This is a genomic window from Sphingopyxis sp. MWB1, assembly GCF_000763945.1.
GTDB lineage: Bacteria > Pseudomonadota > Alphaproteobacteria > Sphingomonadales > Sphingomonadaceae > Sphingopyxis.
Map to the genome: position 1 here is coordinate 1,391,677 of NZ_JQFJ01000002.1, position 12,378 is coordinate 1,404,054.

The 12,378-nt window shown below is 63.5% G+C and carries 10 protein-coding genes; 4 read left to right on the plus strand and 6 right to left on the minus strand.

All coding sequences use genetic code 11. The features are described 5' to 3' along the window. Positions 1-11: 11 nt before the first annotated feature. The 3 genes from JV18_RS0107170 to mdh form a co-directional block, all read right to left on the minus strand. Positions 12-2,825: a 2-oxoglutarate dehydrogenase E1 component gene (locus JV18_RS0107170; RefSeq protein ID WP_033073968.1), complete on the minus strand. Its 2,814-nt coding sequence runs from the start codon at positions 2,823-2,825 to the stop codon at positions 12-14. 303 nt (positions 2,826-3,128) lie between these two features. Continuing rightward, complete coding sequence (gene sucD, locus JV18_RS0107180; protein ID WP_033073970.1) at positions 3,129-4,019, minus strand: succinate--CoA ligase subunit alpha; 891 nt, start codon at positions 4,017-4,019, stop codon at positions 3,129-3,131. Between the two features lie 33 nt (positions 4,020-4,052). Next, positions 4,053-5,015: a malate dehydrogenase gene (gene mdh, locus JV18_RS0107185; protein ID WP_033075078.1), complete on the minus strand. Its 963-nt coding sequence runs from the start codon at positions 5,013-5,015 to the stop codon at positions 4,053-4,055. Between the two features lie 312 nt (positions 5,016-5,327). On the opposite strand from mdh, the gene JV18_RS0107190 reads away from it, so the two are divergent. Then, complete coding sequence (locus JV18_RS0107190; protein ID WP_033073971.1) at positions 5,328-6,371, plus strand: polysaccharide deacetylase family protein; 1,044 nt, start codon at positions 5,328-5,330, stop codon at positions 6,369-6,371. Here JV18_RS0107190 and zapE read toward each other — a convergent pair. Genes zapE through JV18_RS0107205 form a run of 3 tightly spaced genes read right to left on the minus strand, consistent with a single transcriptional unit; the run spans position 6,324 to position 8,826 of the window. Further along, on the minus strand, positions 6,324-7,454 hold the full coding sequence (zapE, locus tag JV18_RS0107195; protein WP_200879110.1) for a cell division protein ZapE: 1,131 nt from the start codon (positions 7,452-7,454) through the stop codon (positions 6,324-6,326). The two genes, JV18_RS0107190 and zapE, sit on opposite strands and share 48 nt — an antisense overlap. 11 nt (positions 7,455-7,465) lie before the next feature. Then, positions 7,466-7,990: a PaaI family thioesterase gene (locus JV18_RS0107200; RefSeq protein WP_052071805.1), complete on the minus strand. Its 525-nt coding sequence runs from the start codon at positions 7,988-7,990 to the stop codon at positions 7,466-7,468. 53 nt (positions 7,991-8,043) lie between these two features. Beyond that, positions 8,044-8,826: a succinate dehydrogenase iron-sulfur subunit gene (locus JV18_RS0107205; protein ID WP_033073973.1), complete on the minus strand. Its 783-nt coding sequence runs from the start codon at positions 8,824-8,826 to the stop codon at positions 8,044-8,046. 162 nt (positions 8,827-8,988) lie between these two features. Here JV18_RS0107205 and JV18_RS0107210 point away from each other — a divergent pair, with 162 nt between their 5' ends. The 3 genes from JV18_RS0107210 to JV18_RS0107220 are packed head-to-tail and all read left to right on the plus strand — an operon-like array spanning position 8,989 to position 12,352. Next, positions 8,989-10,533 carry a lipopolysaccharide biosynthesis protein gene (locus tag JV18_RS0107210; RefSeq protein WP_033073974.1) on the plus strand — a complete coding sequence of 515 codons (1,545 nt, stop codon included), beginning with the start codon at positions 8,989-8,991 and terminating at the stop codon, positions 10,531-10,533. Beyond that, positions 10,530-11,243 (plus strand): HAD family hydrolase, encoded by a 714-nt coding sequence (locus tag JV18_RS0107215; protein WP_033073975.1) that lies wholly within the window; start codon positions 10,530-10,532, stop codon positions 11,241-11,243. The genes JV18_RS0107210 and JV18_RS0107215 overlap by 4 nt, the downstream gene beginning before the upstream one ends. Beyond that, a complete protein-coding gene (locus tag JV18_RS0107220) occupies positions 11,240-12,352 on the plus strand; it encodes a hypothetical protein (protein WP_033073976.1) in 1,113 nt (370 codons plus the stop codon). The genes JV18_RS0107215 and JV18_RS0107220 overlap by 4 nt, the downstream gene beginning before the upstream one ends. Positions 12,353-12,378: the final 26 nt, after the last annotated feature.

Sequence of the window (12,378 nt, forward strand, 5' to 3'; positions counted from 1 at the left end):
TTCCTCGGCAATCAGGCTTTATTCTTGGTGCGGCGGATTTCCGCGCGAACATTAAGGCCGAGCGCATCGGCGACCAGCGCCGCCTGCTCGGTCTGGTGGCGGCTCATCAGGCCGGTCGCGGGCGATGCGGCGGCGTTGCGCCCCGCATAGCGCGGACGCATGCCCTTGTGCCCGGCGTCGTTCAGCGATTCCTCGATCAGCTCCTCGACAAAGAACCAGGCGCCATTGTTGCGCGGTTCCTCCTGCGCCCAGACGACGGTTTCGAGATTTTTCATCCGCTTGAGCCGCACCGCCAGCGCTTCGCCCGGGAAGGGATAAAGCTGTTCAATCCGCACGATGCTGACATCGTCGAGCCCCGCGCTGTCGCGCGCCTCCATCAAATCATAGGCGACCTTGCCCGAGCAAAGGACGAGGCGCTTGATCTTTTCATCGGCAGGGGGCGTCATGTCGGACTTGATCCGCATGAAGTGGCTGTCGCCCAGAAATTCCTCGCGGCTGCTGACCGCCAGCTTGTGGCGGAGCAGCGACTTGGGCGTCATGATGATCAGCGGCTTGCGGAAGTCGCGGAGCATCTGGCGGCGCAGCACGTGGAAATAATTGGCCGGGGTGGTGATGTTGCACACCTGAATGTTGTCGCCCGCGCAAAGCTGCAGGAAACGTTCGAGGCGCGCCGAGCTATGCTCCGGCCCCTGCCCTTCATAACCGTGCGGGAGCAACAGCACGAGGCCGTTGGCGCGCAGCCATTTGGCTTCGCCGCTGGCGATGAACTGGTCGATCATGATCTGCGCGCCATTGGCAAAATCGCCGAACTGCGCTTCCCACAACACCAAGCTTTTGGGATCGGCCATGGCATAGCCATATTCAAAACCGAGCACGCCATATTCGGACAAGGGGCTATCGAGCACCTCGAACCGGCCATGCGGCAGGGTTTTGAGCGGCACATATTTTTCCTCGGTCGTCTGGTCGACCCAGACGGCATGACGCTGGCTGAAGGTGCCGCGCCCCGAATCCTGGCCCGACAGGCGGACCTGATAGCCTTCGCTGAGCAAGGTGCCAAAGGCGAGAGCTTCGCCGGTCGCCCAGTCGAAATTCTCACCCGTCTTGAACATGGAGGCGCGCGCGTCGATCACACGGCGGAGCGTCTTGTGGACATCGACATCGTCGGGGATCGTCGTGATCGCACGGCCGACCGCGTCGAACAATTTGCGCTCCACTCCCGATTCGACATTGCGACGGGCATTCTCGCCGTCCTTGGGCGCGTAAAGCCCGGACCAGCGGCCTGCGAACCAGTCAGCCTTGTTGGGCTTGTAATTGGCGCCGAGTTTGAACTCATCCTCCAGATGGGCAATGAATTCCGCGCGATGCTGATCGGCAAAATCGGCGTCGATCACGCCTTCGTCCACCAGCCGGGCGCCGAACAATTCGCTGACGCGCGGATGCTTGCGGATTTCCTTGTACATCAGCGGCTGGGTAAAGCCCGGCTCGTCGCCTTCATTATGGCCGAAGCGGCGATAGCACCACATGTCGATGACGATATCGCGCTTGAACTGCTGGCGAAAATCGATCGCGAGCTTGCACGCAAAGGTTACCGCTTCGGGATCATCGCCATTGACGTGCAGGATCGGCGCCTGAACGCCCTTTGCCACATCCGACGGATAGGGGGACGATCTGGCAAATTGTGGGCTCGTAGTGAAACCAATCTGGTTGTTAACGATGAAGTGGATGCAGCCGCCGGTATTGTAACCGGGAACGCCCGAAAAGCCGAGGCATTCCCAGACAATGCCCTGCCCCGCAAAGGCGGCGTCGCCGTGGATGAGGACCGGGAGCACCTGTTCGTGCTTGGCAAGATCGTCGCGGTGCACCTGCTGCGCGCGCGCCTTGCCGAGCACGACCGGATCGACCGCCTCCAGATGCGAAGGATTGGGGGTCAGCGACATATGGACGCTGACCCCGTCAAATTCGCGGTCAGTCGAGGTGCCGAGGTGATATTTGACGTCGCCCGACCCGCCGACATCGTCGGGGTTTGCGCTGCCGCCCTGAAATTCGTGAAAAATGACGTGATAGGGTTTGGCCATCACATTGGCGAGCATGTTGAGCCGCCCGCGGTGCGCCATGCCATAGACGATTTCGCGCACGCCGTACTGGCCGCCATATTTGATGATCGCTTCCATCGCGGGGATCATCGCTTCGCCGCCGTCGAGGCCGAAACGCTTGGTGCCGACATATTTTTTGGCGAGGAATTTTTCCCATTCCTCGGCGTCGATCACCTTCTTGAGGATGGCCTGCTTGCCTTCCTTGGTGAATTCGACGCGCTTGTCGGGGCCCTCCATCCGGTCCTGAAGGAAGCGGCGTTCCTCGACATCGGCGATGTGCATATATTCAAGGCCGACATGGCCGCAATAATTGGCGCGCAGGATCGAGACAATCTCGCGCACCGTCGCGCGTTCAAGACCGAGCGCGCCGCCCAGATAGACGGGGCGATCCTGGTCGGCGCCGGCAAAGCCGTGATATTCGGGCGTGAGATCGGCGGGCTGTTCGCGCTTCGTCAAGCCGAGCGGATCGAGCTGCGCCGCGAGATGGCCGCGCACACGATAAGTGCGGATGAGCATCATCGCGCGGATCGAATCATTGGCCGCACGTTCGACTTCGGCGTCAGACAGCGGCGCGCCCGCCTTCGCGGCGGGGGCCTTGACCGCGACCTGCATCTGCTGCGGATCGAGCGCCGCAGTCCAATCGTCCGTGTCGATCAGCGGCCAGCTCTTCGGCGCCCAGCTGGGGCCTTGCTGCACTTCATCGACGTCGAAATCTTGTCGTTCGAGGGTCATGATACATACTCACCGGGCCCCGCTGTAAGCGCGAAGCCGTCTCCTGGGGGATCAGAGCATGCCCAATAGGCTGAATTGCTGAACATATGGTTCAGCGCCCCGCCATAGGCATGCTCGCTATGAATGGTCGGAATCTGCGCGTCCCTATGCTGCCTGGCAATTCCGGCTGACCATTGAAAGGACAGATCCGGAAATGCCATTATCAGCTCTCTTTCATCCGCCCTGACGGGCTGGGCGATGATGGAGACATCAGCCTGCACCATTTCGCTGCCCGGCACTCCGGCGGCCAAGAGATGGGATGGCTCACACCCGCTCCTTCAGCACCTCGGCCAGCGTGGTGCCAAGTTCGGACGGGCTCGCCGAAACGGTAATGCCCGCAGCTTCCATCGCCGCGATCTTGCTTTCGGCATCGCCCTTGCCGCCCGAGACGATAGCGCCGGCATGGCCCATGCGGCGGCCCGGAGGCGCAGTGCGACCTGCGATGAAGCCGACCATCGGCTTTTTGCGGCCGCGCTTGGCTTCGTCGATCAGGAACTGCGCCGCCTGCTCCTCGGCATCGCCGCCGATTTCGCCGATCATGATGATCGACTGGGTCTCATCGTCGGCAAGGAAAAGCTCGAGCACGTCGATGAAGTTGGTGCCATTGACCGGGTCGCCGCCAATGCCGACCGCCGTCGTCTGGCCAAGGCCGACGTTCGAGGTCTGGAACACGGCTTCATAGGTGAGCGTGCCCGAGCGCGAAACGACGCCGACGCTGCCCTTTTTGAAGATGCTGCCGGGCATGATGCCGATCTTGCATTCATCGGGGGTCAGCACGCCGGGGCAGTTGGGGCCGATCAGCCGCGATTTCGAACCCGAAAGCGCGCGCTTCACCTTCACCATGTCGAGCACCGGAATGCCCTCGGTGATCGCGACGATGAGCTCCATTTCGGCATCAATCGCCTCAAGGATCGAGTCGGCAGCGAAGGGCGGCGGCACATAGATGCAGCTTGCGGTCGCGCCCGTCGTCGCCTTGGCCTCGGCAACAGTGTTGAACATCGGCAGACCGATGTGCTGGGTGCCGCCCTTGCCCGGCGTCACGCCGCCGACCATCTGCGTGCCATAGGCAAGCGCCTGTTCGGTGTGGAAAGTGCCGGTGGCACCGGTCATCCCCTGGGTGATGACCTTGGTATTCTTGTCGATGAGAATGCTCATAACTCTACTTCCGTTTCCGTGTGCCCCCGCTTGTTAAGCGAGGCTGGGGTCCAGCTTCTTGCACGCGTCGAGCAGTTCCTTGACCGCGTCGACCGAGACCTGCAGGCCCGCCTTGTCGGCGTCGTCGAGCTCGATCTCGACGATCTTCTCGACGCCGCCAGCGCCGATCATCACCGGCACGCCGACATAGAGGCCGTCGACGCCATACTGGCCATCAACATAGGCGGCGCAGGGAAGGATGCGCTTCTGGTCGCCGAGGTAAGCTTCGGCCATCGCGATGCCCGAAGCGGCAGGCGCATAGAAAGCCGAACCGGTGCCGAGCAGCGCAACGATTTCGCCGCCGCCGCCGCGGGTGCGCTTGACGATCGCGTCGATCTTGTCCTGCGACGACAGGCCCATCTTGACCAAATCGGGCACCGGAATGCCATTGACGGTCGAATAGCGGACGACGGGGACCATCGTGTCGCCATGGCCGCCGAGCACGAAGGTATTCACATCCTTCACCGACACGTCGAATTCGTCGGCGATGAAGTGGCTGAAGCGCGCGCTGTCGAGCACGCCCGCCATGCCGACGACCTTGTTGTGCGACAGGCCCGAAAATTCGCGCAGCGCCCAGACCATCGCGTCGAGCGGGTTGGTGATGCAGATGACAAAGGCGTCGGGGGCGTTCGCCTTGATGCCTTCGCCGACAGCCTTCATGACCTTCAGGTTGATGCCGAGCAAATCGTCGCGGCTCATGCCCGGCTTGCGCGCGACACCGGCGGTGACGATGATGACGTCGGCGCCCGCAATGTCCTTGTAATCGTTCGATCCGGTAATCTTCGCGTCAAAGCCCGCGATCGGGCCGACCTGCGACAGGTCGAGTGCCTTGCCCTGCGGCACGCCTTCGACGACGTCGAACAGGACAACGTCGCCCAATTCCTTCTGCGCGGCGAGCAGCGCCAGCGTTCCGCCGATATTCCCGGCTCCGATCAAAGCGATCTTTTTGCGTCCCATGGCGCGCGGCACTCCCTTCCTGGCAAGCCCGGCAATTTGGTTCCAGACCGGCAGGGGCACGGGCCAAAGCCCCTTGTCGATCCCAAGACTTGACGACCCCCTACGCCGATTCCTTACCCGAAACAACCGCCAAAAAGCCGGAAAAAGCGGGTTTTTCTGCAAATAGTTTGCAATAGCGATAAAAGAGCAGATTGTGCCGATGAGGGGCAGATATGCTCCGCGGAGGCAAGGCTATCGCCCGTCTCGGAGGCCGCGTTATAATTGGTCAGACCAATTAATATTCCTTTATGGGGCAGCGAGTATGAACACCGCGTGACACGGGCCATCATCAGTTTTGACACCGAATTATCCGCCGGGCTGTTCCAGCGCGGCGCCGATGCGCGCGCCAATTTCGAAAGCTCGATCCTCGGCCGCTGCCGCGAAGGCGATTTCGGCATAAGTTTCCAGATGGATATGCTGGAGCGCCATGGGCTGAAGGGCGTTTACTTCGTCGACCCCATGCCCGCACTGGTCTATGGCCCCAGCGTGATCCGCGACATTGTCGCGCCCATCGTGGCACGCGGACATGAGGTGCAGCTGCATATCCACACCGAATGGCTGGCCTTTGCACGTTTCAACCCGGTCGGAAAGCTGACCGGGCGCAACATCGGTGATTTTCCGCTGGCCGCGCAGAAAAAGCTGATCGGCCTTGCCCGCGACATGCTGGTACGCGCGGGCGCCCCGACGCCCACCGCCTTTCGCGCGGGTAATTTCGGCGCCACTGACGATACGCTGCGCGCGCTCGCCGCGCTCGGCTTTCGCTATGACAGCAGTTTCAACGCCGCCTATGTCGGCCAAGGCTGCGGCATCGGGCTCGACAGCAAGAATATGGGAATGCGCGACCATCATGGCGTGGTCGAAGTGCCCGTCAGCGGATTGATGGAACGCGCCGGCCGGTTTCGCCCCGCCCAGCTATGCGCCATGTCGCAGGAGGAAATGCGCGACGCGCTGGATCATGCGGCGCGGCGCGGCGCAGTGCAGTTTTCCGCCTTCAGTCACAGTTTCGAATTGCTGAGCCGCGACCGCGAAGCGCCCAATGGCCTCGCCATTACCCGCATGGACGCTTTGTGCCGCGCGGTGGCCGAGGATCCGCGCCTGTCGAGCGGCGGATTTGCCGATCTGGCGCCGCCCCCCGGTGCCCCGGCCCCCATTACCGTGCCGGGACCGCGTCCCTTGCGAACATGGCGCCGCGTGGCGCAGCAAGCCTGGGGACATTTGCGCCACGAGGTCGGCTATATCCGCAGCATCATTTATGTCACGCTGAACACGTCACGCTGGGGGAAGGTCGCCGGCGGCGTCCTCCTGGCCATGGCCTAGCGCGAGATAATCATCCGACTGCATTTCGGCGAGACGGCTGGCCGTGCGTTCAAATTCAAAGGCGCCATCGCCCGCGACATAAAGCTGATCGGGCGGCGCCGCGGCGCTGGCGAGCAGCTTGACCTTATATTCGTAAAGCGCGTCGATCAGCGTGACGAAACGCGCGGCTTCGTTGCGGTTTTCCGGGCCCATGCGCGGAATGCCGACGATGATGACGCTGTGGAAATGGCGCGCGACGGCCAGATAGTCGGTCGCCCCGCGCGCTTCACCGCAGAGGCGCTTGAAGGAAAAGACCGCAACACCTTTGAGCGCCTTGGGCACATGGAGCATGCGTCCGCCGCCGACGTCGAGGTCGAACGAGGGGACGTTGGCACGGTCTTCCGGCGGATAGTCGGTGAGGCGGAAAAAGGCCGCCGACAACGCCTCGGTCGCCGCATCATCGGCGGGAACGAACCAGCGGGCGCCATCGCCCAACCGGTCGCGGCGATAATCAACGGGGCCGTTCAGCCCCAGCACGTCGAGCCGATCCTCGATCAGTGCGATGAAGGGCAGGAAATGTTCGCGGTTGAGCCCGTCCTTGTAAAGATCGGCAGGCGGCCGGTTCGACGTCGCCACCACAGTCACTCCCTGCTCGATGAGCGCGGTGAACAGGCGCGAGAGGATCATCGCATCGGCGCTGTTGTTCACCACCATTTCGTCAAAGGCAAGGCAGCGGACATTTTCGACGAGCGCAGCGGCGACCTGCGGGATGGGATCGCCGCTTTCGCTCTTGCGTGCTTCCCGGATGCGCGCATGAACATCGAGCATGAAGGCGTGGAAGTGGACGCGCTTTTTGCGCTGAATATTCAGCGCTTCATAGAAAAGGTCCATCAACATGGACTTTCCGCGCCCGACCGCGCCCCACATATAGACGCCGCGCGGCGACGGCGGTTTGCGCCCAGTGATGCGCCAGAGCAGGCTGCCGCGCGGTGGGGTTGCTTCGAGCTCGCGCTGGAGCTGGTCCAGCCGCTCGGCGGCAGCGCGCTGTTCGGGGTCGGGCCGAAGCTCCCCGGCAGCGACGAGCGCGTCATATTGAGCAAGCAGGGTCAAGCGAGTCAGGCCCCGGCGGGTTGGTCGCTGGGCGGCTTTGCCTTGCCGCCGCCCTTGCGGATCGTGCCTGCAAAGCTCAGCACAATATGCGCATCATCGGCGCCCTGCACGACCAGCCCGCGCAGAAAGACCAGCCGCCCGGTTTCACGCACCAGTTCGACAACAGCGTCGAGCGGTTCGCCGACACGACCCGCGCCGACAAATTGCGTCGACAGGTCGAGCGTCACCGAATGGCCCGCATCCAGCGACCCGAATTGGTGCGAGGCGGCGAAGAGCGCGACATCGACCAGCGCAAGACTGACTGCGCCATGGACATTATCGCCCAAATTGCTGTGCTGCCGCTCTGGCACCATCCGCACCCGCGCGCGCGGACGGCCATCGGGGGTCGGCGTCTCGAGCCGCACCGACAGGGGTTCGATGAGCGCGTTGAAGCGCGACGGGTCCTTGAGGTTCCAGCTCACCCAGCCATCGCCCAGCAGCTCGGCGCTGAAATTATCGCGCCGCTTCGGCTCTTCGGGGCGATCATTCATGGCTGTTCATCCCGCGAAGGCGGAGCGGTCGCTGCCGTTACTGGCGCAAGCCATCAGACCTGCCGCTCGGCCTCCATCTTCTTGATTTCGGCGATGGCGCGCGCCGGATTCAGCCCCTTGGGGCAGGCATTGGCGCAGTTCATGATCGTGTGGCAGCGATAGAGGCGGAAGGGATCTTCCAGCTCATCGAGCCGTTCGCCGGTCATTTCATCGCGGCTGTCGGCGAGCCAGCGATAAGCCTGAAGCAAAATGGCGGGGCCAAGAAACTTGTCGCTGTTCCACCAATAGCTGGGACAGCTCGTCGAGCAACAGGCGCACAGGATGCACTCATAAAGCCCATCGAGCTTTTCGCGTTCGGCGGGCGACTGCAAGCGTTCCTTGCCACTCGGCGTCGGGGTCTTGGTCTTGAGCCAAGGTTCGATCGACGCATATTGGGCGTAAAAATGAGTGAAGTCGGGCACCAGATCCTTGATCACATCCATCGCGGGCAGCGGGGTGATGGTGATATCGCCCTTCAATTCCTCGATGGCGGTGGTGCAGGCGAGGCCGTTCTTGCCGTTCATGTTCATTGAACAGCTGCCACAAATGCCTTCGCGGCACGAGCGGCGGAAGGTCAGCGAGCTGTCCTGCTCGCTCTTCATCTTGATCAGCGCGTCGAGCACCATCGGCCCGCATTTGTCGGTGTCGATCTCGAACGTGTCGAAGCGCGGATTTTCCCCGCTGTCGGGATCGTAACGATAAACTTTGAACGATTTGACGTTCGCCGCGCCCTCGGCCTTGTGGATCTTGCCCTTTTTCTGCGGGCGGCTGTTCTTGGGCAGGCGGAATTCGGCCATTGCTTACGCTCCTATGCAATTGCGCCGCTGACTAGACCCGATTTCGGGCAACGACAAGGGGGAGGGGCGGAGATTTTCCTTCCTTTTTCGCTTCGGACGCTGGTCCGTGGACGCGGGGATTGCGCTTCCCTCGGCCGCGCGCAGGCGCTAGGTGCCCGGTTGATGAGCGAAGAAAACGCCCGCCCCCCCATCACCAGCCGCCACGTCGCGCGCGGGTTGGGCACAACGGTGCTCGCGCGGCTGGGTGCCGTCGTCGAAATCGTCGCGCAGCCGCTCTATGTGCTGATGTTCGGCCTCGCCGGTTATGGGCTCTACTCCGTCCTGTGGGCGGCGGTGAATCTGATCGAAAATATCTTCGATCTCGGCATGACCAGCGCCATGCAGCGCACCGTCCCGCGTTCGGCAAGCGATGCGGATGCGGCAGCGGCGCTGCGCACCGCGCTGTTCTTCGGGGTCGGCCCCTGCCTGATCGTCGCGGGTGCTATCGCCTATTTCGCCGCCGACCTCGCGCCGCTGCTCAATGTCGCGCAGCAGGACCAGCCGCTGCTGATCCCCGCCATCCGCATTTTCGTCTGGGCGCTGCCTTTATGGGCCTTTGTCGAAATTGCGACATCGGCGATGCGCGCGCGCATGGCCTTTGGCCCCGAAATCCGGCTGCGAATCCTGTGGGAACAGATTTTGCGGCTGGTCTTTGCGGTGCTTTTCTATTTTGCGGGGCTGGGCCTCACCGGGCTTTTGCTCGCGCATCTTTGTTCGCTCGGCGTGACCGCGCTGCTCTCGCTGCGGATGCTGGGGCGTTATTACAGCCTGTCGGCCATGCTGCGAACCCCACGCGGCAATCCGGTGGCGCGCCACACTTTCTGGGCGGGGCTGTCGGTGCTGCCCTCCAACATCATCGCGCGCCTGTTCGGCGATGCGCCGACGCTGATCCTCAACATGTTGCTGCCCGGTGCGGCGGGGGCCAAGGCGGCGGGGCTGTTCACCATCGCCCGCAAGCTGTCGAGCGTCGTCCAGCTTGTCCGCATCGCCTTCACCTATGTCATGGCGCCGCTGGCGGCGAGCGCCGAAAGCACCGAGCGGAAACAGGTCGCGGAAATCTATGCCTATGCCACGCGGCTGATCACCGCCATCGCCCTGCCGCTCGCCGCTGTGCTGGCGGCAGGCAGCGCGCCGCTGCTGGGCCTGTTCGGGCCAGAGGCGCATATCGCGCAGGCCGCGCTTATCATCCTGTTATTCGCCCGCGCTGGCGAAGCAGTGCTCGGCATTTCGGTGCCCGTGCTGCAAAGCGTCGCGGCGCTCCATCATCAACTCACCGCCAGCCTGTTCGGCGTTGGCGCGGCGCTGGCGGTCGGCGCGCTGGCGGTCGGCCATCTCGATCCGCTGACGGGGGTGACGCTGGCCATGGCGTGCGGATTGATCGTCATGGCGGCCATTCCAGCGCTGTTGCTGCTGGCGACCGAAAAGCTGATGCCCTTTGACCACGACTTTGCCGCCGTGGCACTGCGCGGGGGCGCCATCACCCTGTGCGGCGGCGCGGCGGCGCTAGGCGCGAGCCATTTGCCCGACGCGGCAGCGCTGCCCCTGATTACGCTCATCGCCCTGATCGCCATCTGGTCGTCGATGCGCTTTGCCCTGCCCCATGCCGATCGCGCTTCGCTCGGCAAGACCGGCCGCCGCCTGCACCTGTTCAAAAAGGCGCCCGCATGAACGCCCCGGCCCGCATCGCCATTTATGATCTCGACCGCACCTTACTGCGGCGCCCCACCTTCACCCTGTTCCTGCTGTGGGCCGCTTGGACAGGTGCGCCTTGGCGCCTCTTGCTGCTGCCGCTCCTGCTGCTCGCTGGCCTCGGCCATGCGCTGCATCTGTTCGGGCGCGCGCGGTTCAAGCCGTTCGCCATTCGCCTGATGCTCGGATCGTCCATGAGCGAAGCGCGCGCCGCCGACCTAGCCGCGCGCTTTGCCGCGTGGCGTGTGCCCGCCGATGTGCCGCCGGGCGCTCGCGCGGCGCTTTCGCGCGACCGGGCCGAAGGCTATGGGCTGGTGATGGCCACCGCCGCACCCGAATTTTACGCCGCCGCCATCGCAAATGCCCTGGGGTTTGACGCCCTGCTGGCGTCCCGCCATCGCCGCGATGACAAGGGCCATTGGCTGCCCGCGCTCGATGGTCCCAATTGCTATGGCCCCGAAAAAACACGGCGGGTCGCCGAATGGCTGGCCGCCAATGTTCCCGACGCGCCGCGCCATATCCGCTTTTATTCGGACCATCCGAGCGACGCCCCGACCTTTGCTCTGGCCGATGAGGCGTGGCTGATCGGGCGCGGCGACAAGCTCGCGCGCATCGCCGCGCGCGAAGGCTGGCGGCTGGTCGATTTTGAACGCGCCGATGCCGGAGCAAAGGCCGGAGCCGAGAGATGACGCGCATCCTCTTCCTTTTCATCGGCGAGCCGCATCAGATTTTCCACGCGCTTCCCATTGCCGCCGAAATGAACGCAGCGGGCCAGCGAGTCGAAGTGGCGGTCGCGAGCCGCGACCATTTGCGCATGATCGAACAGGTCGCCGCCCTCTATCCCGGCTTTGCGCCCCGCATCCACCTGCTCGGAGAGCGCGGCCCTGCGCATTGGCTGCGCGCCGCAGGACTGGTCCGCAATCCGCGCCTGCCGATGCTGGTCGGCGCGCTGCCGCTGCTGCGCCGGTTCGATGCGATTATCGTTCCCGAACGCACGACGACCGCGATCCGCCATTTTCTACCGGGCCGCACGCGGTTGATCTTCACCCCGCATGGCGCGGGCGACCGGGCGATCATGCTCGATCCGCGCGACCGTCATTTCGACTTTGTGCTGGTTGCGGGGGAGAAAAGCGAAAAGCGGCTGCTGGAGGCCGGAACCATCCGGCCCGGCGCCTATGCGGTCAATGGCTATGTAAAGCTCGACTTGATGGCGCGCATGCAGCGCAGCCGCGCGCCCCTGTTCGACAATGATCGGCCAACGGTGCTTTATGCGCCGCATTTTCGCCGTTCGCTTTCCTCCTGGGATCGGTTCGGCACCGGTCTGATCGCCTGGTTCGCGGCGCAGGAGCGTTATAATCTGGTCGTCGCGCCGCATGTCCGCCTGTTTGCCGAAGCCAGCGCGGCGCAGCGCGCGGCGGTCGAGGCGCTCGCCATAAAGGGCAAGGTCTTCGTCGATCTAGGATCCGATCGGCTCTTCGACATGAGCTATACCGCCGGGGCCGATCTTTATATCGGCGATGTCAGCAGCCAGGTGTATGAATTTCTGGCGACCCCGCGCCCCTGCCTGTTCCTCAACGCCCATGGCGTGGCATGGCGCGACGATCCCGATTATCTTTTCTGGACGCTCGGCGATGTTCTGGGCGATCTGGGGGGGCTGGAAGCAGCACTCGACGCAGCACCCGCCCGCCATGCCGCCTATGTCAGCGCCCAGCAGCAGCGATTATATGAATCGATCGGCGGCAATCCCGCCGGAGCGGCAGCGCGCGGCGCGGAGGCCATTTTGGCTTTCTTGCAATGAACCGGCCAAACGATAAGAGCGATAAG

Coding starts and splice junctions, on each gene's coding strand:
- JV18_RS0107200 (WP_052071805.1), bottom strand. CDS start 7,990: ATGAATGATCGCCCCGAAGAGCCGAAGCGGCGCGATAATTTCAGCGCC.
- mdh (WP_033075078.1), bottom strand. CDS start 5,015: ATGGGACGCAAAAAGATCGCTTTGATCGGAGCCGGGAATATCGGCGGA.
- JV18_RS0107170 (WP_033073968.1), bottom strand. CDS start 2,825: ATGACCCTCGAACGACAAGATTTCGACGTCGATGAAGTGCAGCAAGGC.
- JV18_RS0107215 (WP_033073975.1), top strand. CDS start 10,530: ATGAACGCCCCGGCCCGCATCGCCATTTATGATCTCGACCGCACCTTA.
- JV18_RS0107210 (WP_033073974.1), top strand. CDS start 8,989: ATGAGCGAAGAAAACGCCCGCCCCCCCATCACCAGCCGCCACGTCGCG.
- JV18_RS0107205 (WP_033073973.1), bottom strand. CDS start 8,826: ATGGCCGAATTCCGCCTGCCCAAGAACAGCCGCCCGCAGAAAAAGGGC.
- JV18_RS0107220 (WP_033073976.1), top strand. CDS start 11,240: ATGACGCGCATCCTCTTCCTTTTCATCGGCGAGCCGCATCAGATTTTC.
- sucD (WP_033073970.1), bottom strand. CDS start 4,019: ATGAGCATTCTCATCGACAAGAATACCAAGGTCATCACCCAGGGGATG.